The sequence below is a fragment of the Streptomyces sp. HD genome (genome assembly GCF_028369295.1).
In the GTDB taxonomy this organism is placed as follows: Bacteria; Actinomycetota; Actinomycetes; order Streptomycetales; family Streptomycetaceae; genus Streptomyces.
The window spans coordinates 17,735-41,775 of sequence record NZ_JAQMYP010000070.1 but is presented as its reverse complement, the minus strand read 5'-3'; the positions used below and the strand labels follow the sequence as shown (position 1 = coordinate 41,775).

Here is a 24,041-nt window from a genome sequence, read left to right as displayed (position 1 = left end):
ACCGTCTCCACGCTCATGACGCTCCGCCCGTCGGCCGGCTCAGGGCCAGCAGGTCGCTGTGGTGGACGACGGCGGTCAGTTCGCCGGCCTCGCAGGCGGCGAGACGGTCGCGCAGATAGCGGTCGGCGCGCTCGCGCAGTTCGGGGCGCTGCTCGACGGCCGCGCCGACCCAGCCGCGCAGCCACTGGGCGGTGAGCGCCGATTCGGCGGGGCCGAGGCGCCAGGGGCTCGGGTGTATCTGGACGGTCGCGCCGTGCTCGGAGAAGGCCTCGGCCGCGGCGTTGATCGCGTCCGGGCCGAGCAGTCCCGAGCGCCGCTGGTGGGCGTTGAACGCCTCGGCGATCTCCGCGTCCAGCGGGTCGGACGGGGTGAGTTCGACGCGCCCGGCGACCGACAGCGTCAGCAGCGCCGGGCAGCCCGCGCCCGCGCAGGCCGCGGCGAGGGTGTCGATCTCCTCGCGGGTGAGGACGTCGAGCAGCGCGGAGGCCGTCACCAGCGAGGCGCCCTTGAGGGCGTCCGGGGTGAGGCGGCCGACGTCGCCGCGGCGCGTCTCGACCGTGACGCGGCTGCCGTCGGCACCGGAGCGCGGGGAGGCCACCGCGGCGAAGTGCAGGAGGTACGGGTCGCGGTCGTGCAGGACCCAGTGCTGGGCGCCGTCCAGGTGGGGCGCGAGCCAGCGGCCCATGGAGCCGGTGCCGCAGCCCAGGTCGTGGATGACGACTCCGCCGGATCGTCCCGGCAGGTTGGCGAGCCGGATCCGCAGCGGGTCGAGCAACTCGTGTGCCCGGGCGCTCGCATCGGCGCCTTCGCGCAGCTCCAGCCACTCGGGGGCGTACCGGGGCGGGTCGTCCGGCCCGGCCTCGCGCAGCCGTACGGTGGCCCGTTCACCGGGGCGGAAAACGGGCCCGGCACCGAGGATCACGACGTCGTCGTCGGACACCGCAGGTACGGACACACCGCCCATGTCGCCCGATGCCGAAACGATCCCGCGCTGCGCGGCGGCCTCCTCGGCGGCGGTCTCCCGGGGGCCCGGCCGGGCCGGTATCGTGCCCCCGCCCTGCGTCGTTGCCGTCTTCCTCATGCCGCCCTCCGGGGTTCGTTCGGCAGTCGGCCCAGTACCGTGGCCAGGCTGCGGGCCGTGCCGGCCCAGCCGTTCAGTGCGGCCCGGCGTCCCCGGGCCGCCGCCTTCAGTCGGCGTCGTACGTCCGCCTCACCGAACCAGCCGCGCAGTTCGACGGCGATCGCGCCGGGGTTCTCCGGCGGTACGAGGATGCCGGGGACACCGCCGTCGGGCGCCCGGCCGACGGCCTCCGGGAGACCCCCGACGTCCGTCGCCAGCACGGGGATGCCACGCGCGAGCGCTTCGGTCACCGCCATGCCGTATGTCTCGGCGTAGGAGGTGAGCACCATGAGGTCGGCGGTGTTGTAGCTGGCGTCGAGTTCGGCGCCGGACTGCGGGCCCGCCAGGATCAGCCGGTCCTCAAGGCCGTGCCGCGCGATCAGCGACCGCAGCCCGGCCACGTACTCGGGGTCGTGGTTCAGCCCGCCCACGCAGACGCAGCTCCACGGCAGGTCGGTGACCGCGGCCAGCGCCTCCACCAGCCGGTGCTGTCCCTTGCGCGGCGTCACGGCGGCCACGCACAGCAGCCGCGACACGCCGTCGGTACCGGACGCGAGGGGCGCGATGTCGGCGCCGGGGGCGGCGACATGGACCCGGTCGGGGGCGAGGCCGTGGTGGGCGACGAGGCGGCGGACCGCCCAGTCGCTGGTGGCGATGACGGCGGGGACGGCCCGCAGCACGGTGCGTTCGCGCGCGTCCAGCTCCGCGGCGAGGGCGGGGTCCAGTCCCGTCTCGTCGCCGAGCGGCAGATGGACCAGGACGGCGAGGCACAGCCGTTCCGCCTCCGGGACGATGATCTCGGGGACTCCGCAGGCGACCAGCCCGTCCAGCAGGACGACGGTGCCGTCCGGGAACTCCCGCAGCGTGCGGGCGAGTTCCGCACGGGCCTGCGCGCCGGGGCGGGGCCAGCTGCCGTCCACCGCGTGCTTGTGCACCTGCCAGCCGAAGCCGGGCAGATCCAGACTCACCCGCCGGTCATAGGCGTTACCGCCGCTGGGCGCGGTCTGGTCGTCGACGCCGCCCGGCATGACGAAGTGCACGGAGCGCAGGGACATGGGGATGATCTCGGCGTTCTTCAGGACGGAGGTCTGCACGGGCATATAGCCGAGCTTGACCTTCTCCGTCGTGGTCCGCTCCGGCTCGGCCGGCTTCTCCAGCGTCACGTCGGTCACAGGGCACGCTCATAACTCGCCCAGGCGACATGCGACTCGTGCAGCGTGACGGAGAGACCGGCAAGGCCCCTGGCGCCCTCGCCGAGGGCACCCTTCTCGATCCGCTCGGCGAGCCGATCGGCGATGACCTTGGCGAGGAACTCGGTGGAGGTGTTGATGCCGGCGAAGTCGGGTTCGTTGTCGAGGTTCCGGTAGTTCAGCTCCGCGACGACGGCACCCAGTTCCTGCGTGGCCAGTCCGATGTCGACGACGATGTTGTCGTCGTCCAGCTGCTCGCGCCGGAACGTGGCGTCCACCAGGAACGTCGCTCCATGCAGGCGCTGCGCGGGTCCGAAGACCTCGCCGCGAAAGCTGTGGGCGATCATGATGTGATCGCGGACGGTGATGCTGAACAACGGACACCCTCCAGGTGCGGTGCGTTCCTCATCCCCGCTGATCGTTGCCGGGGATGTCGTGTAGTACGGCTCTTCGCTTCCCGTTGTTCAGCGGTCTCTCACTCTTTTCTCAGGTCAGGCGCTCTTGTCGTCCCGGAATGAGCAAGTCCGTCAGGGCGTGTCCGCGTACCGGACGCGGTGGCACAGCGCCGGGATCTGCCCGGAGGCCAGCTTCGGCAGCACATCCGGAAGCTCCTCGAAAGCGCTCTCCCCCGTGACGAGCGCGTCGAGCGCCGGGTCGGCGAGCAGGTTCAGGGCGAGGGCGAGCCGGTCGGCGTAGGTACGGCTGCCGCTGCGAGCCGGGGACACGGTGCCGACCTGGCTGCTGCGCACGACGAGCCGCCGGGAGTGGAAGGCCTCGCCGAGCGGCAGGCCGATCCGCCGGTCGCCGTACCAGCTCAGTTCGAGGACCGTGCCCTCGGGCCTGAGCAGTTCGAGCGAGCGGGCGAGGCCCTGTTCGGTGGCGCTGGCGTGGACGACCAGGTCGCAGTCGCCGAGGGCGTCCTCGGGTGCGGCGAAGGCGACGCCGAGGGCGCGCGCGACTTCGGCCCGACCGGGGTCGGCGTCCACCAACTGCAGCCGTACGCCCGGGAAGCGGGCCAGCAGGGCGGCCACCGAGCAGCCGACCATGCCGCCGCCCACCACTGCGATCCGGTCGCCGACCAGGGGTGCGGCGTCCCAGAGGGCGTTGACCGCGGTCTCGACGGTGCCGGCCAGGACGGCCCGTTGGGCGGGCACCGTGTCCGGTACGACGGTGACCGCGCTCGCGGGGACGACGTAGCGGGTCTGGTGCGGATACAGACAGAACACCGTACGGCCGAGGAGCGAGGCAGGGCCCTCCTCGACCGTCCCGACGCTCAGATAGCCATACTTCACCGGGGCGGGGAACTCGCCCTCCTGGAACGGCGCGCGCATGGCCGCGTACTGGCTCTGGGGGACGCCGCCGCGGAACACGAGTGTCTCGGTGCCCCTGCTGACTCCGGAGTACAGCGACCGCACGACCACATCGCCCTCGGCAGGCTCCGGAAGGGTGACCTCGCGGAGTTCTCCTTCGCCCGGAGAGCTGAGCCAGAACGCGCGTGCGGTGCGGTTCATCGGGATCCTCCTGAACGATCGTGAAGCTGTGCACGTACCGAGGAGTGCACAGGTCGCGCACAGTACGCGGCCTTGATCGACTCTGTCACCTGGCCCGGAGGATGTGCGGTGGCCCTGAACAACACTTACGACGCAAGGCTGGTCCAGCAGGAGACCGCTGTGGGAGCGGGCGTGCAGATCCTGTTGCTGGCCCTGCTCGGATCGGCGATCGGCCTGGGGCCGGCGGGCTGGCTGACCGGCCTCGTCTTCGCGATCGCCACGTGGGCGCTGCTCTCGTTGGCCCTGCACCGGTCGGGGCTGCGCTCGTTCGGCCCGGCGAACAGGGTGACTCTTGGGCGGGCGACGCTGGTGGGCGGTGTGACGGCGCTGGTGGCGGACTCCTTCCAGAGTTCGCCGCCCGTCACGCTCTTCGTCGGGCTGACGGCGGTCGCGCTGATCCTGGACGGTGTGGACGGCAAGGTGGCCCGTCGTACGGGCACGTCGACGGCGCTGGGCGCGCGCTTCGACATGGAGGTCGACGCGTTCCTGATCCTGGTGCTCAGTGTCTACGTCTCGATGTCGCAGGGGCCCTGGGTCCTTCTTATCGGCACGATGCGCTACGCGTTCGTCGCCGCCGCCCGTGTCTGGCCGTGGCTGAACGCCCCGCTTCCGCCGAGCACGGCCCGCAAGACGGTTGCGGCGATGCAGGGCGTGTTCCTGCTGCTGGCCGCCTCCGGCTACCTTCCGTACGCTGCGACGTTCGTGGTCACGGCGACGGCTCTGGCCGCTCTGGTCTGGTCGTTCGGCCGGGACATCATGTGGCTGTACCGGACGTCGCGGATGGCGCAGGCTTCGGTGGTGGAGGTTCGGGAGCTGGTGGCGTCCTGAGCGGGTGCCTTCGGTGGGTGGGCCGGGATGCCTGCGGCGGCCTGTTGATTTTCGGTGGGGGTTCGCGCAGCGCCTTTGGTTGCGTTGTGGGTCGGGGCCGCGCCGGGGGGTGTCCGTCCTCGGACCGGCGGCTGGACCTGGCCAGGAGGTCCTGTTTCTTGACGCCGGCCACTGCGGGCGGACACTCCCCGGCACGTCCCCTTCCCGCCGTACGCGACTGCAGGCCGGTGGGGGTACGCGTCCACGTCGTCGGCCTTCGCATCTATCTGCGCGGCAGCACGGCGATCGCTGCTAGTGGTACGGCCGCCAGCACCAGCCAGGGAACGGCGGCTGGGAGGCCCGTGTCCAGCAAGGTGCCGGTTGCCGAGCTGCCTATCAGGACTATCAGGCCGGAGACCGAGGACAGTGCCCCGGTGTAGAGGCCCAGTCGGCCCTCCTCGGCCAGGTCGGGGATCCAGGCTCGGGCGACCGGGGCGACGAGCATCTGGCCGAGAGTGAGCAGGACCACGAAGGCGGCCGCGGGCAACAGGGCTGCCGTGCCGGTCCAGTCGGCGGGGCGGGCCGCGGCCACGGCTGCGAATCCTGCCGCGATCAGCAGGAGTCCGGCGACCATCGACCGGCGCAGGGTCAGCCGGTCCCCCACCCAGCGGGTGACGGGCAATTGGGCGACCACCACCAGTAGCGAGGACAGGGCGAACAGCCAGGCCAGCGCGGTCTGGGAGCCGGTGGCGCGCTCCACCTCGTCGGGGAGGGCGAGGTAGAGCTGGTTGTAGGCGAGCAGATAGGCGCCGTAGGCGCAGCACAGCGCGAGGAAGCGGCGGTTGCGCAGCAGCTTCCCCGTGCCGCCGCGGAATCGGACGCCTCCTCGGCCGGGTATGTGCTGTGGCAGTAGCCATGCGTGCCCGGCCAGGACGAGTACGAAGATGCCGGCACCGGCTAGGCAGACCGTGCGGAAGTCCACCGAGAGCAGGAGTGCGCCGAGCAGCGGTCCGACGAACGCGCCCGCCTGTCCGGCCACCGTCAGCAGCGCGAGGATGCGGGTACGGGGGCCGGCGCCCGACTCCTCCCAGAGGACCGCCTGTCGAGCCACCTCGGACTCCACTGCGGGCGAGAACAGCGCGGCGGCGAAGCCGATCAGCAGCACCGCCCCGATCACCGCCCAGGTCGCGTTCGCATATCCAAGCCACGCGAACCCGGCGATCCGCAGCACGCAGCCCGTGAGCACGACCGGTCGTATGCCGTAGCGGTCGGCCAGCGCGCCGCCCACCACGAACAGCCCCTGCTGGCTGAACGTGCGCAGCCCCAGTACGAAGCCGACCAGCCAACCCGCCATTCCTACGGCCTGTCCCAGGTGCTCGGCGAGGAAGGGCAGGACGGCGAAGAAGCCGATGTTGAAGGCGAGTTGGGTGAGGATGAGGAGGTGGAGGAGGGGGGAGAGGCGGGGGCGGTCCGCCGTCGGCGTCCTTCGGAATCCGAGTGACAGTGAGGTCATCGGGACGTCACCAACTCCCTTGCCTCCTTGTGTCGTTCGGGGGTGGGTGCCGCGGGGTCTGGCTCGCTTCCGCGACGTCGGCGGCTGCCCGCTCCGCCTGCCGCCGTCACCGCCAGTGCTCCCAGCAGGGCGAGTACGGCGGCGGGGGCGAGGACCGCCCAGGGGGCGCGTTCGGCGTAGGGCTGGTTCTCGGCCAGGAGCAGGCCCCACTCCGGGGAGGGTGGCTGGGCGCCCAGGCCGAGGAAGGCCAGGGAGGCGAGCGCGAGGGCGATGCCGGGGAGGCGGAGCAGGGCGTGGCGGATGACGGGCGGCAGTACGGCGGGCAGGAGTTCGTGGCGCAGCAGGTACCAGGGGCCGGCGCCCAGGGCTCGGGTCGCGGTCAGGTGGAGGGCGGCTCGTTCCTGCCGTAGCAGCGCGGAGGTGTGGGCGGCCAGCGGTGCCCAGGCGACCGTGGCCACGGCGAGTGCGGGCGTGGTGGTTCCGCTGCCGACGACCGCGGTGACGAGCAGGGCGACGAGGACCGGCGGCAGCGCGGTGACCGTGTCGACGAGCGGGCCGGACAGTCGGGGCAGCAGGCCGAGCGCGACGCCGGTGAGCAGGGTGACGGCGGTGATGGCGAGGGCGAGGAGCAGGGTGTCCAGGGCGCCGTGCGCTACGCGGGCGAGCATGTCCCTGCCGAGGGCGTCGGTGCCGAAGGGGTGCGACGGGGTGGGGGCCGCGAGTCGCTCGGTGGTGTCGAGGGTCAGCGGGTCGCGGGGGAGGCCGAGGGTGATCACGGCGGTCAGCAGGCCGCCGTAGGCGAGGGGCAGGAGCCTGCGGGCGGGCGACGGTCTGCGGTGCAGTGTCGGCAGTGCGCCATCGCGCAGGGCCGGGCCTATCAGCAGGCGGGTGAGGAGGTGGGCGAGTCCGGCGGCAGCCGCGGCGAGCAGGACGAGGGCGAGGGTTCCGGCCTGGAGGACGGGCAGGTCCTGGGCTCGGGCGGCCTGGAGAGTGGTGCGGCCGAGGCCGGGGATGTCGTAGATCTGCTCGACGGTGACCGCTCCGCCGGTCAGTCCTACGACGAACAGGCCGGTGTTGGGGAGCAGTCCGGGCAGGCTGCGGCGCAGGGCCTGGCGGGCGACCGTGAGGCCGGGCAGTCCGCGTGCGGTGGCGGCCAGTGCCCAGGGTTCGGCGAAGGCGCCGGGGAGCAGGTCGTCCAGGAGCCGGCCGAGGACGGCACCGGCGGGCAGGCCGAGCGCGAGGGCGGGCAGGATCGTCCACTGGAAGCCGTACCAGCCGAGGGCGGGCAGCCAGCCCAACTGGACGCCTACGACGGTGGCGAGGACCGACGCGGTGAGGAACTCGGGCAGTGCGGCAAGGACGGCGGAGCCGGTGCCTCCCGCGCACCGTCCGTCGAGTCGCCGCCGTGCGCCGAGCCAGAGGGTGCGGGCGCAGATCAGCGCGGCGGTGACGGCGGCGACCGCGAGGGCCACCGCCATCAGCAGCAGGGAGACGCCGAGGGCCTGGAGGACGGTAGGCGTGACCTCGGTGCCGTTGATCCACGACCGGCCGGCGTCCCCGTGCCACAGTCCACCCAGCCAGTCGGCGAGGAGGTGGAACGGGCCGCGTTCCAGGCCGAGTTGGGCGCGGATGTCCGCCAGCACCTCGGGGGTCGGGTCGCGGTCCGCCGAGCGGGCCTTGAGGACGGTGAGCGCCGGGTCGGTGTGCGAGAGCCAGGGCAGCACGCCGATGGCACACACCAGGGCGACCGCGATCCCCGCACGCCAGAGAAACGTGACTGCCTGCCGCCGCATGGGTCAGCGCCGGGTGCCGACGCCGACGAGGGTGCGCTCGTACGGGTCGAGGAGCGCGCCCCGCACGTCGGTTCCGACGCCGGTGATGATGCGCTGGTGGACCAGCGGTACGACGGCGTCCGTGCCGAGGATGCGGGCCTCGGCGGCCATCGCCGCGTCCTGCCGCTCGGCGCTGTCGGCGGTGCCCTCGGCCTTGGTGACGGCCCGGTCGACGCCCTTGTCGCAGAGCCGGGCGATGTTGTAGCCGCCGTCGCAGCCGTAGTCACTGGCGAGGACGGAGACGGGGTCGCCGGTGTCGACGAGGGTGTTGCGGGCGAGGACGAACGCGTCGAACTTGCCGGCCAGCGCGTCGCTCTCCAGCCGCGAGTACTCGCGCACCTCCAGGGTGACGTCGAACCCGGCCTTCTCCAGCTGCTGCTTCAGCACCTGGGCGACCTCCGGCAGCTCGGGCCGGTTGTCGTACGTGGCGAGCGTGAACCGTGCCCCGTCGGCCTTGCCCGCCTTCGCCCGCCCGACCGGATCGGTCCGCTTGCCGGCGGCCCAGGTGACGGCGGGCCCGTAGATGCCGGCGCCGGCATCCGCGTATCCCTCGTAGACACCCTTGGCGAGCGCGGAGGTGTCGACGGCCTGCCGGGCGGCGGCCCGCAGCGCGGCGTCCTTGAAGGGGCCCTTGCGGGTGTTGAGGAGCAGGCTCGTGGTGCGGGTCGTGGCGGTCGCCCTGCGGGTGGCCTTGTCGAGGGTGGCGGCCTGGGAGACGGGGACGGCCTCGGCGAGGTCGACCTGGTCGGTGCGCAGGGCGCTCGCGCGGGCGGTGCCGTCGGCGACGAACTTGACGTCGATGCCGGTGGCCTGGGCGCGCCCGCCCCAGTAGTCGGCGTAGCGGTCGAGGGTGGCGGCGGTCGTGCCCATCACCTTGGTGAGCTCGAAGGGCCCGGTGGCGGTGCCGACCGGGTCGACCTCGCCCTGCTTGGTGTACGCCTTGTCGGCGAGGACGGCGAGGGAGGGGCTCGACAGACGCAGCGGCAGGATGGGGTCGGGGGACCCGGTGGTGATCCGTACGCCGGTGCCGCCCTCGGCCTTCGCGGTGAGGGTGACGCCGGCGAGGGCGGCCGGGACCGGTTTGGCCTGTGTGGCGTGGGTGAGGGCGGCGGCCACCGCGGCCGGGGTGACGGTGGAACCGTCCTGGAAGGTGGCCTCACGCAGGGTGAACAGCCAGGTGCGGTCGTTCTCCCGGCGCCAGGAGGCGGCGAGGGCGGGCGCGGCGGCACCGTTGGCGTCCAGCGCGGTCAGGCTCTCGGTGACGCCGAGGCGGCTGAGGATGGTGGAGTCGGCGCCGTACGGCGAGAGGTTCTCGGCGGGCGGGAAGGCGAGGGCGACGCGGAGGCGGGATCCGGCGTCGGCGCCCTCGGCGGAGTCGGTGTCGCCACCGGCGGCGAAGCAGCCGGCGAGGAGAGGGGCCAGCGCGAGGGCGGCGAGGAACGGGCGGGTTCGGCGTCGCACGGTGGTCTATCGCTCCATCGGTATCTCGAAGTGGACGACGCCGTTGCCGCCGCCGGTGTCCTCACGTTCGTCGTGCACGACCTTGCCGAGCGAGCGCCAGAAGCCCTCGGCACCCGGCACCTTCGGGTCGGTGTGCAGATATACGGCGCGGTAGTCGCCGTCCGCGGCCGCGAAGGCGAGCAGCTCCGCGACGAGCCGCCGGGCCAGGCCGCGCCTGCGGTGCTCGGCGCGGACGTAGACGCGGCGCAGCTGCGCGGTCCGGCCCGAGGGATAGCGCTCGGCGAGGTCGCGCGGGTTGGGCGGGTGGGCCGGGCCGCGGGAGTCCAGGGCGGCGGTGGCCACGACAGCGTTGTCGCGCGGGTCGAGCGCGACGAGGAGGGTGTGGCGGGCCGGGGTGAGGTAGGCGGCGGCCGGGTCGATGATGTCCGCATGCCAGCGGGGCACATAGCCGGTGCCGAAGTCGTGGTAGACGGTGTCGAGCATCAGGGCCCGCGCACCGTCGAGGTCGTCCGGGCTCGCCGCCCTGATGCTGTAGTCGTGCACTTGCACATCATATGCATTAAGGACAAGGGCTGATCACGCCGACCCCTCGATCCCCACAACCCCCTTACGGCTCAAGCGATTTGACAGTGATCGCCGGCCGCACCCAACCTGGCCACATGACATCCATTTTCAACAAGGGTATCGTGCCTCCGAAGGCGGGCCGCTGATGCGTATCGCGTTCGTCGGCAAGGGCGGCAGCGGCAAGACGACGCTGTCGGCGCTCTTCTCCCGCCACCTGGCCCGCTCCGGCGCCCCCGTGCTGGCCATCGACGGCGACATCAACCAGCACCTCGCCGAGGCACTCGGCCATCACGGGGACCCGCTGGACGCCCCGCCCCTCGGCGCCCACGTCCGGGACATCAAGGAGTTCCTGCGCGGCACCAACCCGCGCATCCCCTCCGCCGACGCCATGATCAAGACCACCCCGCCCGGCCGCGGCTCCCGCCTCCTGGCCCTGCTCGGCGACGACGAACTGCACGCGCGACACGTGCGGCGCGTGGGCGACGTCCCCCTGATGGTGACCGGCGAGTTCGACGAGAGCGACCTCGGCGTGGCCTGCTACCACTCCAAGCTCGGCGGCGTGGAGCTCTACCTGGGCCATCTGGTCGACGGCCCCGGCGAGTACGTCGTGGTCGACATGACAGCAGGCGCGGACGCCTTCGCGTCAGGCCTGTTCACCCGCTTCGACATGACCTTCCTGGTGGCCGAGCCGACCCGCAAGGGCGTCTCGGTGTACCGCCAGTACCGGGACCACGCGCGGGAGTTCGGAATCCGCATCGCGGTCATCGGCAACAAGGTGACGGGCGAGGACGACCTGCTCTTCCTCAAGGAGGAGGTCGGCGACGACCTCCTCACCCACCTGCACCACTCCTCCTGGATCCGCGCGGCCGAACAGGGCCGGGAACAGGGTGAGTTGGAGTCCCCCAACGTCCACGCCCTGAACATCCTGCGCGAGACGGTCGACGCACTGCCGAAGGACTGGGCCACGATGCACGCCCACGCCGTCGAGTTCCATCTGCGCAACGCCCGCGCGTGGGCGGACGACAGGACGGGCGGCGACCTGGCCGCCCAGGTCGACCCGGACTTCGTGCCGGTCCCGGCGGCACTGACCTGAGTCCCCGCCCGCCGGGGGCTTGCTTCCCCCCTCTCCTTCTCCCCTCTCACCCCGAACAGGACCCACGCACATGTCTCTCGACGTCTCCCCCGAGCTCCTCGCCGAAGCCGAGCGAGGTGACATCCGTGAGGAGGACTTCCTCAACACGGTCCGCACCTCACTGCCGTACGCCTACGACCTGATCGCCTCCCTCGCCACCGAACTGCGCGAGGGCACGGCCGAGTTCACCGACAATCAGACCCCGCCCCCGTCGGAGCGCGAACGCGGCCAGCTCCTGCGCGCCCTCGCCAGCGACGCGATCCGGGGCGGCCTGGAACGCCACTTCGGCGTGACCCTCGCCTTCCAGAACTGCCACCGGGTGGCGGCGTTCCGGCCCGAGGCGGAGGGTGGGGAGACGTATGCGCGGTTCACTTCGGTGCGGGCGCAGGTGTTGAACCAGTCGCCGGAGTTCCGGGACTGCTGAGGACGTCAGGCCGCCCTTTCCGCCCGTGACCCGTGTGCGCGGATGATGTCCGCGTATCGGTGGCCCGTGCCCTTGATGGTGCGAGCCTGGGTCTCGTAGTCGACGTGGACCAGCCCGAACCGCTTCGCATAGCCGTACGCCCACTCGAAGTTGTCGAGCAGCGACCACGCGAAGTACCCGGCCAGCGGTGCCCCCTTGCGGGCGGCGGAGGCGCAGGCGGCGAGGTGTCGGGTCAGGTAGGCCTGGCGTTCGGGGTCGTCGATGGTGCCGTCGGGGCGTACGGCGTCCGGGAAGGCGGAGCCGTTCTCGGTGACGTAGAGCTTGCGGGGCCCGTATTCGTCGGTCAGGCGCAGGAGCAGGGTCTCCATGCCGCTCGCGTCGATCTCCCAGTCCATGCCGGTGCGCGGCACGTCCGGGCGACGGACGGCGCGGGCGTGGGGGGCGGGGCCCTCGGGGTCGTCGACGACGTGGGCCGGGAAGTAGTAGTTCAGGCCCAGCCAGTCCAGGGGGGTGGCGATCGTCTCCAGGTCACCCGTGCGCTCGGGGAGGTCGACGCCGTAGGTCTCGATCATGTCGGCCGGGAAGCCACGGCCGTGCACCGGGTCGAGCCACCAGCGGTTGACGTGGCCGTCCTGGCGGCGGGCGGCGGCCTCGTCCTCGGGGCGGTCGCCGGCCGCGAACACCGTGGAGAGGTTGTTGACGATGCCGATCGAGGCGCCGGGGGCGGCCGCGCGGATCGCCTGGGTCGCGAGGCCGTGGCCGAGGAGGAGGTGGTAGGAGGCGCGGACTGCGGCCGTGAGGTCGGTCAGGCCGGGGGCCATCTTGCCTTCGAGGTGGCCGATCCAGGCCGAGCAGGAGGGTTCGTTCAGGGTGGCGAAGTGGTGCACGCGGTCGCCCAGTCGGGCGGCGACCACGGAGGCGTAGGCGGCGAAGTGCTCGGCGGTCTCCCGCTCGGGCCAGCCGCCCCGGTCCTGGAGCGTCTGCGGGAGGTCCCAGTGGTAGAGGGTGACGGAGGGGGTGATGCCCGCCTCCAGCAGGCCGTCGACCAACTGGTCGTAGAAGTCGAGGCCCTTGCCGTTGACCGGTCCGTCGCCGCCGGGCACCACTCGCGGCCACGCGATCGACAGGCGGTAGGCGTTCGTGCCGAGTCGGCGCATCAGGGCGATGTCCTCGCGCCAGCGGTGGTAGTGGTCGCAGGCGACGTCGCCGTGGTCGTCGCCGTCGATCTTGCCGGGGGTGTGCGAGAAGGTGTCCCAGATGGATGGGGATCGGCCGTCCTCCGCCACGGCTCCCTCGATCTGGTACGCCGATGTGGCCGTGCCCCACAGGAAGTCGTGCGGGAGTGCGGCGAGGTCGATGCGGTCGGACACGGAGATCCCTTCGGAACGGGGGGTGTTGGCTACCTGGCTGCGCCCGGTCACTTGACGGCGCCCGCGGTCAGACCGGCGACCAGATAGCGCTGGAGGAGGAGAAAGCCCGCCACCACGGGGACGCTGACGACCAGCGAGGCGGCCATGATCTGGTTCCAGTACACGTCGTTGAGCGTGGAGTAGCCCTGGAGGCCGACGGCGAGGGTGCGGGTGGTGTCGTTGGTCATCACCGAGGCGAACAGCACCTCGCCCCAGGCGGTCATGAAGGCGTAGACGGCGACCGCGACGATGCCGGGGACCGCGGCCGGGACCACGACCCTGAGCAGCGCGCCCAGCGGACCGCAGCCGTCGACCAGCGCCGCCTCGTCCAGGTCGCGCGGCACCGAGTCGAAGTACCCGATGAGCATCCAGATCGAGAACGGGAGGGAGAACGTCAGGTACGTCAGGATCAGGCCGCCGCGCGAGCCGAACAGGGCGATGCCGGTGGCGTTGCCGATGTTGACGTAGATGAGGAACAGCGGGAGGAGGAAGAGGATGCCCGGGAACATCTGCGTGGAGAGCACCGTGACCGTGAAGACGCGCTTGCCGCGGAAGGTGTAGCGGCTGACCGCGTACGCCGCGAAGACCGCGATCACCACCGAGCAGACCGTCGCGGCGCCCGCCACGATCAGCGAGTTCACGAAGTACTTGGCGAGCGGCACCGTCGACCAGATGTCGATGTACGGACGGATGGTCAGGCTGCTGGGCAGCCAGCGGAACTTCCCCGTGACGTCGGCGAGCGGTTTCAGCGAGCTGGAGACCATGACGTAGACCGGCACCAGGACGAAGCCGGTGAGCAGCGCGAGGAAGATCCGCCGGGACCAGAGGAAGGAACGCGGCGGCGCCATCGGGGAGTTACGCATCGGCGGTGCCATCGGGGAGTTACGCATCGGCGGTTCTCCGTCCGCGCGAGGTGAGCCAGAGGTAGACGCCGGTCACCAGCAGCAGGAACAGCAGCAGGAGAACAGACATCGCCGAACCCGTGCCGAAGTTCCAGGTGACGAACGACGCCTGGTAGATGTGCACCGAGATGAGGTCGGCGGCTGCGGGTGCGGTCTTGCCGAACAGGACGTACGGCGTGTTGAAGTCGTTGAACGTCCACAGGAACAGCACCAGGACGAGGACCTGGTTGACGGGGCGGAGGGACGGCAGCGTGATGCGGCGGATCTGCTGCCACATGCCTGCGCCGTCCAGGGCCGCCGCCTCGTACAGCTCCTTCGGGATGTTCTGCAGGCCGGCCATCACGATGAGGAAGGCGAACGGCCAGCCCTTCCACACCGAAACCGTCAGCAGTGCGAGGAAGCTGTTGTCGCCGATGAGCCAGAAGGAGGGCTGGTCGGTGAGGCCGAGCTGGTCGTGCAGGACGTGGTTCACCAGGCCGTTGTCGTGCTGGAACATGAAGACCCAGGTGATGACGGCCGTGTAGACGGGCAGTGCGTACGGCACCAGGAACAGGGCGCGCAGCAGGCCCCGGCCGTGGAAGGTGTCCTGCATGCAGATGGCCGCCGCCGTGCCGATCAGCCAGCACAGGCCGACCGAGAGCAGAGTGAAGGCGATGGTGACCAGGAAGGAGTGGAGCAGCGCCTCGCCGACCGGGGCGTTGAAGTCCACCGACGTGTCGTAGTTGCCAAGACCGCTCCAGGGGGCCGTGGTCCAGTCGCGGATGTAGAACTGCGTGAGCTCCTTGAAGCTCATCGCGATGCCGATCACCATCGGCACGAGGTGGACCAGGAGTTCGAGGAGCAGGGCGGGCAGGAGCAGCAGGTACGGCAGGCCGATGCGGCGGATCCGCCCGGGACGGCGGCGGGGGCCGTCCGCCGTCCCGGGGGAGCTCTTGCGTACGGCGGCCTCGGCGGGGACGGTGGTCGTCATCGTGCTCACTTCGTCGGCATCTGCTGCTGGGCCTTCTCCAGGGCCGCCTTCACCGAGTCGGTGGTCACGGGGCGTCCGGCGGCCGCGTCGGCCCACAGTTCCTTGACGGCCGTCCCGACAGCCGTCTCGAACTGCGACTCGTCGGGGACCTGCGGTGCCGCTACGGCGCTCTTCGCGAGGGTGTCCTTGAGGACCGCGTTCGCCGGGGAGTTGAAGGCCTGCTCCGACTGTGCGCCCTTGACCGGCGGGATCGAGCTGTAGGCCTCGTTGAGGATCTTCTGCTCGGCGTCGCCGGTCATGAACTTCACGAACTTCGTGGCGCCGTCGAGGTTGTCGGTGTTCTTGAAGACGGCCAGGTTGATGCCCATGACCATCGAGTTGACGCCGGTGCCGGTGCCCGGGGCGCCGGACTGCACGGGGACGGGGGCGATTCCGTAGGAGTCCTCGCTCATGCCCTGCGACTTGAGGTTGGCGGACGCCGACTGCCACAGCAGCATCGCGGTCCTGCCCTTGGCGAAGTCGCTGACCGACTGGTTCTGCGCGTACTCGGCGTTGCCCGGCGCGATGACCTTGTCCTTGGCCATCAGGTCGACGAACTGCTTGACTCCCGCGACCGCTCCGTCGGAGGTGAAGTCGGGCTTGCCGTCGGCGGTGAAGAAGTCGGCGCCGTGCTGCTTGGCGAAGACGACGGCGTGGTGGATGTTCTCCGCCGGGTTCGAACCCTCCGTGCCCAGGCCCCACTTGCCGTCCTTCGACAGCTTCCTTCCGTCGGCTGTGAGCTCGTCCCAGGTGGCCGGCGGCTTCGAGATGCCCGCGTCGGCGAACATCTTCTTGTTGTAGTAGAGCGCGTACGCCATCGAGTACAGCGGCACCGCCGCCGGGTCCTCGCCCTTGGCGCCGGTCGATCCGAGCGCCGACTCGACGAAGCGGTCCCTGCCGCCGATCTTGTCGAAGTTCGCTGCGTCCCACGGCAGCAGCGCCCCGGTGGCCTGGAGGGAGGCGCTCCAGGTGTTGCCGATGTTCAGGACGTCAGGGCCCTGGCCGGAGGTCGTCGCGGTCAGGATCCGGTTGAGCAGGTCGGACCAGGGCACGACCTCCAGCTCGACCTCGATGCCGGTCTGCTTCTCGAACTTGTCGAGTTCGGGCTGGAGGACCTTCTTGTCGACCTCGATGCTTGCGCCCTGGTTGGAGGCCCAGTAGGTGAGGGTCTTCGGCGAGTCGTCCGACCCGCCGCCCGTCGGCGAACCGCCTCCGCACGCCGAGGCGGCCAGAGCGAGGGACAGGGTGACGGCGCCTACGGCCGCGGCTCGGATGCTGCGCATGGCTCCAGTTGGCCCTTCCGGGAAGTGCGTCACGGCTTAATTTAGAGCGTGAGTTAAGCCCTGGAGCGCGGACGCGTCAAGAGTTCTGACACAGTCTCCGAACTTCGGGCGTACCTCTTGACTCATCCGTTCCACGGTTGAACCATTCAGCGGCGAGAGAGCGCTCCCCGCACCCCACGCCGTTCACTTCCTGAACCAGGAGAGCCGCCCCATGCCCCCTTCCTCCCCTTCGTCCGGGCCACCCTCGATCGGCCGCCGGGCCGTGATCGGCGCCGCGGTCGCGTCGGCGTCCGCGTCGGCGGTGATCGGACTGTCGTCGCAGGCCTCCGCGCGCACCGCCGTCGATGCCCGGGATTCCGCCGTTGCCGCGCGGGATTCCACCGTCCCGTCGGCCCGGAAGCGACCGCGTCCGCTGCCCGGCGGCGGTGACCTCGGCCCGAACGTCCTCGTCTTCGACCCGTCGACCCCGGGCGGCCAGGTCCAGGCCCGCCTCGACGAGGTGTTCCGGCAGCAGGAGTCGGCGCAGTTCGGCACCGGCCGCTACGCCCTGCTGTTCAAGCCCGGCATCTATCACGGGCTCAACGCCCAACTCGGCTTCTACACCTCGATCGCGGGCCTGGGCCTGTCCCCCGACGACACCACCATCAACGGCGACGTCACGGTCGACGCCGGCTGGTTCGACGGCAACGCGACGCAGAACTTCTGGCGTTCGGCGGAGAACCTGGCGCTAGTTCCCGCGAACGGCACCAACCGCTGGGCGGTCGCGCAGGCGGCCCCGTTCCGCCGTATGCATGTGCGCGGCGGCCTCAACCTCTCCCCCACCGGCTACGGCTGGGCGAGCGGCGGATACATCGCCGACAGCCGTATCGACGGTCAGGTCGGGCCCTACTCCCAACAGCAGTGGTACACCCGCGACAGTGCAATCGGCGGCTGGCTCAACGGCGTGTGGAACATGGTGTTCTCCGGCGTCGAGGGTGCTCCCGCGCAGAGCTTCCCCAACCCGCCGTACACCACGCTCGACACGACACCCGTCTCACGCGAGAAGCCGTTCCTGTACGTCGACGGGGGCGGGTTCCGGGTCTTCCTGCCGGAGAAGCGGACGAACGCGCGGGGCGTGACCTGGGGCAACGGCACCCCGCGAGGCACCTCGCTGCCACTGACGCAGTTCTACGTCGCCCGGCCCGGCGTCTCGGCGGCCACCCTCAACCAGGCGCTCGCACAGGGACTGCACCTCCTGCTCACCCCGGGGATCTATCACGTCGACCGGCCGATCCAGGTGAACCGGCCGAACACCGTCGTCCTGGGCCTCGGCTACGCGACCGTCGTTCCCGACGGCGGCGTCACGGCTCTGAAGGTCGCCGACGTCGACGGAGTCCGGCTGGCCGGGTTCCTGGTCGACGCCGGACCCGTCAACTCGGCGACCCTGCTGGAGATCGGGCCGACGGGCGCGTCCAGGGACCACTCCGCCAACCCGACCACGGTGCAGGACGTGTTCGTCCGGATCGGCGGAGCGGGCGCGGGCAAGGCCACCACCAGCATGGTGATCAACAGCCGGCACACGATCGTCGACCACACCTGGGTGTGGCGCGCCGACCACGGCGACGGAGTCGGCTGGGAGACCAACCGCGCCGACTACGGCGTCGTCGTCAACGGCGACGACGTCCTGGCGACCGGCCTGTTCGTGGAGCACTTCAACAAGTACGACGTCCAGTGGAACGGCCGGCGCGGCCGCACGATCTTCTTCCAGAACGAGAAGGCGTACGACGCCCCGAACCAGGCCGCCATCCAGAACGGCCCGGTCAAGGGGTACGCCGCCTACAAGGTCGGTGACCGCGTGACCTCGCACGAGGGCTGGGGACTGGGCAGTTACTGCTACTACAACGTGGACCCCACGATCGTGCAGCACCACGGCTTCGCCGCCCCCGACACGCCAGGGGTGCGCTTTCACGGCCTGCTGGTCGTGTCGCTGGGCGGGAAGGGGCAGTACGAGCGCGTCATCAATGACACCGGGGCGCCCACCTCGGGGACGTCGACGGTGCCGTCGACCGTGGTGTCGTACCCCTGAGAGCGTGCCATGACGCCGCCGGTCGGAGGTGGCCCCTCCCGGGAACAGGAGGGGCCACCTGGAGGGGGCACTGTCCCTTGAAGGGACGGGCCCGTCCTACCGTGGCGCCGCCGTCGTCACCGGCGCCGGTGCATACCCGGTCGGCCGGGTCGTGAAGCTGCCGCGGCCCTGGGTGCGGCTGCGCAACCGGGTGGCGTAGCCGAAGAGTTCGGCCAGGGGCACGGTCGCCGTGACGACGGCCGCGCCCGCCCGGGTGGCCGAGCCCGTCACCCGGCCCCGGCGTGCCGCCAGGTCGCCGAGGACCGCACCGACGGCGTCCTCGGGCACGGTGACCGTGACCTCGACGACCGGCTCCAGGAGGACCATCGCGCAGGTGCGCAGGGCGTCGCGGAGGCCGAGCCGGCCGGCGGTGCGGAAGGCCGTGTCGGAGGAGTCCTTCACATGGGTCGCCCCGTCGGTGAGGGTGACGCGCAGCCCGGTCACCGGGTGACCGCCGAGCGGGCCCTCGGCGAGAGCGTCCCGGCAGCCGGCCTCGACGGCACGGACGTACTCCTGCGGCACGCGCCCGCCGACGACGGTCGAGCGGAACTCGAAGCCACCTTCCGTGGGCTGCACGTCCAGTACCACATGCGCGAACTGCCCTGCCCCGCCGTCCTGTTTGACATGCCGGAAGACGAAACCGGTCACGCCTCGGCCGACCGTCTCCCGGTACGAGACCCGGGGACGGCCCACGTTGACCTCCACTGCGAGGTCCCGGCGGATCTTCTCCACCGCGACCTCCAGATGCAGTTCACCCATGCCGGACAGCACCGTCTGCCCGGTCTCGGCATCGGTGCGCACGACCAGCGACGGATCCTCCTCCGCCAGCCGTGCCAGCGCGGTGGCCAGCCGGTCGGTGTCGGTGGTCCTGCGTGCCTCGACCGCGACGGACACCACCGGGTCGGCCACACTGGGCGGTTCGAGGACGAGCGGCGCGTCCGGTGCGCAGAGGGTGGCGCCGGGACGGGCCGACTTCAGGCCGATCACGGCCACGATGTCGCCCGCGACGGCCCGGTCCAGCTGGGCGTGGCGGTCGGCCCGCACACGCAGGATCCGTCCGATCCGCTCGGTGCGCCGCGCTGTCGCGTCGAACACCGTGTCTCCCTTCTCGATCGTTCCCGAGTACACCCTCAGGAACGTGAGCCGTCCCGTCGGGGTCGCGCTCACCTTGAACGCCAGGGCCGCGAACGGCATCGACGGGTCTGCCGGCCGGTCCTGGTCCACACCGTCGTGCAGGCCGCGCACGGCCGGTACGTCGAGCGGTGAGGGCAGATAGGCCACGACCGCGTCGAGCAGCGGCTCGATCCCCCGGTTGCGGTAGGCCGAGCCGCACAGCACTACCACGCCGTCGCCGTTGCGGGTCAGGTCGCGCAGCGCGGTGCCGAGGGTCTCCGGCGAGAGCGTCGACCGCGCGCAGAACTCCTCCAGCGCGCCGGCATGCAGCTCGGCCACCGCCTCCTCCAGCAGCCGCCGACGCCGGTCCGCCTCCGCCCGCAACTCCTCCGGAACCGGCCCTTCTACGGCCGTGTCGGCGCCGTCGGCCCACACCAGCGCCCGCATCCGTACGAGGTCCACGACACCGCGGAACCCGTCCTCGGCGCCGATGGGCAACTGCACGACCAGCGGCGCCGGGTGCAGCCGTTCCCGTATCGAGGCGACCGCCGTGTCGAGGTCGGCCCCGGCACGGTCCAGCTTGTTGACGAACGCGATCCTCGGCACACCGTGCCGGTCGGCCTGCCGCCACACCGACTCGCTCTGCGGCTCCACGCCCGCGACGGCGTCGAACACCGCGACCGCGCCGTCGAGGACGCGCAGCGAACGCTCCACCTCGTCGGCGAAGTCGACGTGCCCGGGGGTGTCGATGAGGTTGATCCGGTGACCGTCCCAGGCGCAGCTGACCGCCGCCGCGAAGATGGTGATGCCGCGGTCGCGCTCCTGCGGGTCGAAGTCGGTGACGGTGGTGCCGTCGTGGACCTCGCCGCGTTTGTGCGTGGTCCCGGTGGCGTACAGGATCCGCTCGGTGACGGTGGTCTTGCCTGCGTCGACGTGGGCGAGGATGCCGAGATTGCGGACGACGGCGAGGGTGTTGGGGTTGGGGTTGGTGCGCACGGCCCTTGGCCTTTCGGATGATCCGGAAGTGGAACGGGTCAGCGCGATTCCCGGACGAGATCGGCACATGTGTACAGGCACACGAGCATGACCTGACGCCTGACACCTACCGCCTGTCGCACCGTCAGAGCGGTGCTGTGGCAGGTGCGTTGAGGTACCCGGGTGTGCCGGCGCTCTCAGGCGCTCGTCACGGGCATCCGGTGCCGGCCGCGCAGCGGGCACCGGGCGGACGAGGACACCAGGATCACCTCGTACCGGCAGAGGGAGACGACGGCAGCGGTGTGGTCACGCATGGCCCGGCTCCCTTCGACTTGGCACGACGACGCGCCGCCGAGTGGCGGGCGGCGCGTGGTTTCGTGGTGAGTCTAGGGAGCCGGGCGGGGTCGATGCAGCCGGTTTTTGCTGGTCGTCGTCCCTACTGCTCGTCGATCGTGATGGCCGCGGCGGGGCAGACCGCCGCCGCCTCGCGGGCGGACGCGTGCAGGTCCTCGGCGGGGTTCGGTTCGAGCAGTGTGACGATGCCGTCCTCGTCACGCTGGTCGAAGACCTCGGGTGCGATCAGCACACACTGGCCGGCGCCACAGCAGCGCCCCTCGTCCACACTGAGTTTCACGGCGGTTGCCTTCCTTCCCGGTGAGAGAGCCGTCACCACCGCACGGGAACCGTGCGCAGTCCGCCGACAAGGAGGCCCTCGACGCGCTTCAACTCATCGGCGGGTACGGCCAGTTGAAGGGACGGCAACTTACGCAGCAGGACATCGAGGGTGACCTGCAGTTCGGTGCGGGCCAGGCTCTGCCCGAGGCACGAGTGCGGTCCGACGCCGAACGTCAGATGGGGGTTCGGGGACCGGGAGAGCACCATGTCGTCCGCGTCGGTGAACACGCTCTCGTCCCGGTTGGCGGACGGCATGCTGCACACGACGGTCGTGCCGCTCGGGAGCACCTCGCCGTCGATCTCCACCTCCTCGGTCAGATAACGCCGCAGCCCGAAGCCGAGGTTGGCGTCGAAGCGCAGGGCCTCGTCGACCGCGGTGCGCACCAGTGTCGGGGCGGCGAGGAGCCGCTCCCAGCGGGTGCGGTCGGCGAGGAGCATGGCGACCATCTTGCCGATCATGTTCGCGGTGGTCTCGTGCCCGGCGACCAGGAGTCCCATGGCGGTGCCGAGCAGTTCGTCGTCGGTCAGCCCCTGCCCCTCCTCCTTGCTCTCCCGGATCACCATGCCGATCAGGTCCCCGCCGGGCTCGGCGCGCGTCGCCGCGATGTGCGCGCCCATGTACTCGGCGAACTCGTCGTACGCCGCCCGGGTCTGGTCGCCGGAGTAGCGGCTGACGTTGAGGAAGGCGTCCGACCAGTGCGAGAACCGGTCCCGGTCCGCGGCGGGGACGCCGAGGATGTCGCAGATGACGTAGACGGGCAGGGGGAAGCCGAGGCCCGCCTTGAGGTCGGCGGGCTGGCCGCCGCGGACCATCTCGTCGACGAGGTCCTCGGCCGTCCGCACCATGCCGGGGCGCAGTGCGGTCATACGGCGGGCGGTGAAGTACTTGCCCACCTGCCGCCGCCACTTGAGGTGTGGTTCGCCGCGGTCGGGCAGCGTCAGGGTGCTGCTGCCGTCGGCGGCGGGGCCGCCCGCGCCTTCGGGGGCGATCCGGGCGGCGCCGACGTCCTCGGCGGTCGGCCGGACGAAGCGGGGGTCGGACAGCAGGGCTTTGACGTGGTCGTAGCGGGTCAGATACGTCGCCTTGTCCCCGCTGGGAAGTTCAACCGTGGACATCGGGCATCGCCCGCGCAGTTGCTCCCATTCGGCGGGCGGATCAAGGGGGTTGTCGCCGAGCAGTGGCAGTCGCAGGAGGTCGTTCTCGCGCATCTTGCATCACCTGGTGGGGGGAGGCGGGTGAGCGACGCGGAAGCGTGCACAGCACGGCACGTTACGCACGTTGTGCATCATGCATCAAGAGTGCATCATGCACTTTCGATGCATGGCGCAATCTCACCGTAGGGTGGGGACCTGGGAAGCTGTGGACCTGAGAGGTCGGGGAGTTGGCCTGGCGGCCGGGAAGGAGATCGGCGTGGACGCCCGAGAGGCCGCGGAGCGCATCGAGCGGGAACTGCTGATCCTCACCCGCCACAAGGAGATGCGGGCACCTCGGGGACCGCGCGGCGGCGACCCGCTGGACCAGAGCGCCTACGTACTCCTCAACCGGCTGGAGACCCAGGGCCCCATGTCCATCCCGGACTTCGTCGAGGCCTTCGGACTCGCCGCGTCGACGTTCACCCGGCAGACCTCGGCCCTCCTGCGCAACGGGCTGGTGGAGCGCACGCTCGACCCGGACGGCGGGGTGGCGCGCAAGTTCCGTATCACCGAGGAGGGCCACCGACTGCTCTCGGAGCAGCGCGAGGGCATCGTCACCGGCCTGTCCTCGGTCGTGGCCGACTGGACGCCCGAGCGTCTGGACCGGTTCATCACCGACCTACGGCAGTTCAACACCGACATCGAGCGCATCACGGGCCGCCCCTGGCCGAGAGGCACGGAGGCCACGGACGACAGAGCCGACACGCCCGGCACAGGCGGCACGGACAAGACGGCCGGCACGCCCGGCACGGACGGCGACGCGGACCCGGCCGCCCCCGCCGCCCTCAGCTCGGCGATGGCCGACCGCGACTGACGAGACTGACGTAGCCCGGCGAGGGCCTACGCAGCCTGCCGAGGCTCGAACGCACGTCGCATGAGCATGAACGTGCTGGTCGTCATCGGTGTCGGCGGTATGGGACAGAGCATCGCCCGGCGCCAGGGGACGGGAAGGCGGGTGCTGCTCGCCGACTTCGACGAGCAGGTGCTCGGCGCCACGGCACAGGGTCGCTGCGCGGCGAGGGATTCGACATCGTCGCCCCCTCCGTCGACGTCTCCTCCCGCGATTCGGTGGCCCCACTCGCCGACCGGGCGGCGCGGCTCGGCAGCGTCACCGAGGTCGTGCACACCGCGGGCCTCTCCCCCGTGCAGGCGTCCGCCGCCGCGATCCTCGCGGTCGATCTGCTCGGCGTGGCCCTGGTGTTGGAGGAGTTCGGGCGCGTCGTCGCCCCGGGCGGTGCGGAGGTCGTGATCTCCAGCATGGCCGGGCATCTGGCGGCGCCGCTCGACGCCGAGCAGGAGCGGGCGCTCGCCCACACCCCGGCCGACGAACTGCTCGATCTGCCGTTCCTCGGCCAGGTGACCTCCGGCGCCGTCGGCTACGCCCTCGCCAAGCTCGCCAACCACCTGCGGGTCCAGGCGGCCTCCGGGGCGTGGGGCCGGCGCGGTGCCCGGATCAACTCGATCAGCCCCGGTGTCGTCTCCACGCCCATGGGCCGACAGGAACTGGCGGGCGACAGCGGCGAGTTGATGCGCTCGGTGATCGACGCCTCGGCCACCGGCCGGCTGGGCACACCGGCCGACATCGCCGCCGCGACCGCGTTCCTGCTGGGTCCCGATTCGGCCTTCGTCAGCGGCACGGATCTACTCGTGGACGGCGGCGTCGTCGCGGCCCTGCGCACCAGCGCGCCGAGCCAGGCGGCCTGACCGGCAGCCCGACCGACCGCCTGAGCAGCGGCCCGACCGACCGCCTGACCGATCGACCGCCCAACCGACCAGTGGCCCGA

19 protein-coding genes and 2 pseudogenes are annotated in these 24,041 nt (G+C 71.3%); 6 read left to right on the top strand and 15 right to left on the bottom strand.

The window, feature by feature from the left end:
• Positions 1-13: 13 nt before the first annotated feature.
• The 4 genes from POF73_RS41240 to POF73_RS41225 form a co-directional block, all read right to left on the bottom strand.
• Positions 14-1,081: a class I SAM-dependent methyltransferase gene (locus tag POF73_RS41240; protein ID WP_272124541.1), complete on the bottom strand. Its 1,068-nt coding sequence runs from the start codon at positions 1,079-1,081 to the stop codon at positions 14-16.
• Positions 1,078-2,292, bottom strand: a complete 1,215-nt coding sequence (locus POF73_RS41235) for a glycosyltransferase family 4 protein (RefSeq protein WP_272124540.1) — start codon at positions 2,290-2,292, stop codon at positions 1,078-1,080. The genes POF73_RS41240 and POF73_RS41235 overlap by 4 nt, the downstream gene beginning before the upstream one ends.
• The gene (locus POF73_RS41230; RefSeq protein ID WP_272124539.1) at positions 2,289-2,687 is read right to left on the bottom strand and encodes a 6-pyruvoyl trahydropterin synthase family protein; all 399 of its coding nucleotides are present in this window, start codon (positions 2,685-2,687) and stop codon (positions 2,289-2,291) included. Before POF73_RS41230 ends, POF73_RS41235 begins: the two co-directional genes overlap by 4 nt.
• A gap of 150 nt (positions 2,688-2,837) precedes the next feature.
• Positions 2,838-3,821: a zinc-dependent alcohol dehydrogenase gene (locus tag POF73_RS41225; protein WP_272124538.1), complete on the bottom strand. Its 984-nt coding sequence runs from the start codon at positions 3,819-3,821 to the stop codon at positions 2,838-2,840.
• 108 nt (positions 3,822-3,929) lie between these two features.
• Here POF73_RS41225 and POF73_RS41220 point away from each other — a divergent pair, with 108 nt between their 5' ends.
• Entirely contained in the window at positions 3,930-4,688 is a 759-nt protein-coding gene (locus tag POF73_RS41220; protein ID WP_272124537.1) for a CDP-alcohol phosphatidyltransferase family protein, read from the top strand.
• A gap of 262 nt (positions 4,689-4,950) precedes the next feature.
• On the opposite strand, the gene POF73_RS41215 is transcribed toward POF73_RS41220, so the two are convergent.
• The 4 genes from POF73_RS41215 to POF73_RS41200 are packed head-to-tail and all read right to left on the bottom strand — an operon-like array spanning position 4,951 to position 10,016.
• Positions 4,951-6,180: an MDR family MFS transporter gene (locus POF73_RS41215; protein ID WP_272124536.1), complete on the bottom strand. Its 1,230-nt coding sequence runs from the start codon at positions 6,178-6,180 to the stop codon at positions 4,951-4,953.
• Entirely contained in the window at positions 6,177-7,973 is a 1,797-nt protein-coding gene (locus POF73_RS41210; RefSeq protein WP_272124535.1) for an ABC transporter permease subunit, read from the bottom strand. Before POF73_RS41210 ends, POF73_RS41215 begins: the two co-directional genes overlap by 4 nt.
• A 3-nt stretch (positions 7,974-7,976) precedes the next feature.
• Positions 7,977-9,473 carry an ABC transporter substrate-binding protein gene (locus POF73_RS41205; protein ID WP_272124534.1) on the bottom strand — a complete coding sequence of 499 codons (1,497 nt, stop codon included), beginning with the start codon at positions 9,471-9,473 and terminating at the stop codon, positions 7,977-7,979.
• 6 nt (positions 9,474-9,479) lie between these two features.
• On the bottom strand, positions 9,480-10,016 hold the full coding sequence (locus POF73_RS41200) for a GNAT family N-acetyltransferase (RefSeq protein WP_272124533.1): 537 nt from the start codon (positions 10,014-10,016) through the stop codon (positions 9,480-9,482).
• A 166-nt stretch (positions 10,017-10,182) separates the two neighbouring features.
• Between POF73_RS41200 and POF73_RS41195 the strand changes: the two genes are divergently transcribed.
• Together POF73_RS41195 and POF73_RS41190 are read left to right on the top strand one after the other, a co-directional pair.
• Entirely contained in the window at positions 10,183-11,130 is a 948-nt protein-coding gene (locus POF73_RS41195; protein ID WP_272124532.1) for an ATP-binding protein, read from the top strand.
• 70 nt (positions 11,131-11,200) lie between these two features.
• Positions 11,201-11,593, top strand: a complete 393-nt coding sequence (locus tag POF73_RS41190) for an SCO5389 family protein (RefSeq protein WP_272124531.1) — start codon at positions 11,201-11,203, stop codon at positions 11,591-11,593.
• 5 nt (positions 11,594-11,598) lie between these two features.
• Here POF73_RS41190 and POF73_RS41185 read toward each other — a convergent pair whose 3' ends face one another.
• The 4 genes from POF73_RS41185 to POF73_RS41170 are packed head-to-tail and all read right to left on the bottom strand — an operon-like array spanning position 11,599 to position 16,196.
• The gene (locus POF73_RS41185; RefSeq protein WP_272124530.1) at positions 11,599-12,963 is read right to left on the bottom strand and encodes a GH1 family beta-glucosidase; all 1,365 of its coding nucleotides are present in this window, start codon (positions 12,961-12,963) and stop codon (positions 11,599-11,601) included.
• Positions 12,964-13,010: 47 nt separating this feature from the next.
• Positions 13,011-13,892, bottom strand: a complete 882-nt coding sequence (locus POF73_RS41180; RefSeq protein WP_272124529.1) for a carbohydrate ABC transporter permease — start codon at positions 13,890-13,892, stop codon at positions 13,011-13,013.
• Complete coding sequence (locus POF73_RS41175; RefSeq protein WP_272124528.1) at positions 13,885-14,874, bottom strand: carbohydrate ABC transporter permease; 990 nt, start codon at positions 14,872-14,874, stop codon at positions 13,885-13,887. Before POF73_RS41175 ends, POF73_RS41180 begins: the two co-directional genes overlap by 8 nt.
• Before the next feature lie 5 nt (positions 14,875-14,879).
• Positions 14,880-16,196, bottom strand: coding sequence for an ABC transporter substrate-binding protein (locus POF73_RS41170; protein ID WP_272124527.1), 1,317 nt, complete (start codon positions 16,194-16,196; stop codon positions 14,880-14,882).
• 211 nt (positions 16,197-16,407) lie between these two features.
• On the opposite strand from POF73_RS41170, the gene POF73_RS41165 reads away from it, so the two are divergent.
• On the top strand, positions 16,408-18,261 hold the full coding sequence (locus tag POF73_RS41165; protein ID WP_272124526.1) for a coagulation factor 5/8 type domain-containing protein: 1,854 nt from the start codon (positions 16,408-16,410) through the stop codon (positions 18,259-18,261).
• Between the two features lie 96 nt (positions 18,262-18,357).
• Here POF73_RS41165 and fusA read toward each other — a convergent pair whose 3' ends face one another.
• From fusA to POF73_RS41150, 3 genes are all read right to left on the bottom strand, one after another.
• Entirely contained in the window at positions 18,358-20,409 is a 2,052-nt protein-coding gene (fusA, locus tag POF73_RS41160; protein ID WP_272124525.1) for an elongation factor G, read from the bottom strand.
• Positions 20,410-20,824: 415 nt separating this feature from the next.
• Positions 20,825-21,022: a ferredoxin gene (locus tag POF73_RS41155; RefSeq protein ID WP_272124524.1), complete on the bottom strand. Its 198-nt coding sequence runs from the start codon at positions 21,020-21,022 to the stop codon at positions 20,825-20,827.
• A 32-nt stretch (positions 21,023-21,054) separates the two neighbouring features.
• Positions 21,055-22,272 carry a cytochrome P450 gene (locus POF73_RS41150; protein ID WP_272124523.1) on the bottom strand — a complete coding sequence of 406 codons (1,218 nt, stop codon included), beginning with the start codon at positions 22,270-22,272 and terminating at the stop codon, positions 21,055-21,057.
• Positions 22,273-22,474: 202 nt separating this feature from the next.
• Here POF73_RS41150 and POF73_RS41145 point away from each other — a divergent pair.
• A pseudogene (locus POF73_RS41145) lies at positions 22,475-22,930 on the top strand (MarR family winged helix-turn-helix transcriptional regulator); the annotation flags it as partial.
• 201 nt (positions 22,931-23,131) lie between these two features.
• Positions 23,132-23,961: pseudogene (locus POF73_RS41140) on the top strand (SDR family oxidoreductase).
• The last annotated feature ends 80 nt before the right edge of the window (positions 23,962-24,041 follow it).

Excerpts from the sequence above, each read along its gene's own strand:
- POF73_RS41150 (WP_272124523.1), bottom strand. The coding sequence starts at position 22,272 with ATGCGCGAGAACGACCTCCTGCGACTGCCACTGCTCGGCGACAACCCC.
- POF73_RS41240 (WP_272124541.1), bottom strand. The coding sequence starts at position 1,081 with ATGAGGAAGACGGCAACGACGCAGGGCGGGGGCACGATACCGGCCCGG.
- POF73_RS41165 (WP_272124526.1), top strand. The coding sequence starts at position 16,408 with ATGCCCCCTTCCTCCCCTTCGTCCGGGCCACCCTCGATCGGCCGCCGG.
- POF73_RS41175 (WP_272124528.1), bottom strand. The coding sequence starts at position 14,874 with ATGACGACCACCGTCCCCGCCGAGGCCGCCGTACGCAAGAGCTCCCCC.
- POF73_RS41195 (WP_272124532.1), top strand. The coding sequence starts at position 10,183 with ATGCGTATCGCGTTCGTCGGCAAGGGCGGCAGCGGCAAGACGACGCTG.
- POF73_RS41225 (WP_272124538.1), bottom strand. The coding sequence starts at position 3,821 with ATGAACCGCACCGCACGCGCGTTCTGGCTCAGCTCTCCGGGCGAAGGA.
- POF73_RS41215 (WP_272124536.1), bottom strand. The coding sequence starts at position 6,180 with ATGACCTCACTGTCACTCGGATTCCGAAGGACGCCGACGGCGGACCGC.
- POF73_RS41210 (WP_272124535.1), bottom strand. The coding sequence starts at position 7,973 with ATGCGGCGGCAGGCAGTCACGTTTCTCTGGCGTGCGGGGATCGCGGTC.
- POF73_RS41180 (WP_272124529.1), bottom strand. The coding sequence starts at position 13,892 with ATGCGTAACTCCCCGATGGCACCGCCGATGCGTAACTCCCCGATGGCG.
- POF73_RS41190 (WP_272124531.1), top strand. The coding sequence starts at position 11,201 with ATGTCTCTCGACGTCTCCCCCGAGCTCCTCGCCGAAGCCGAGCGAGGT.
- POF73_RS41170 (WP_272124527.1), bottom strand. The coding sequence starts at position 16,196 with ATGCGCAGCATCCGAGCCGCGGCCGTAGGCGCCGTCACCCTGTCCCTC.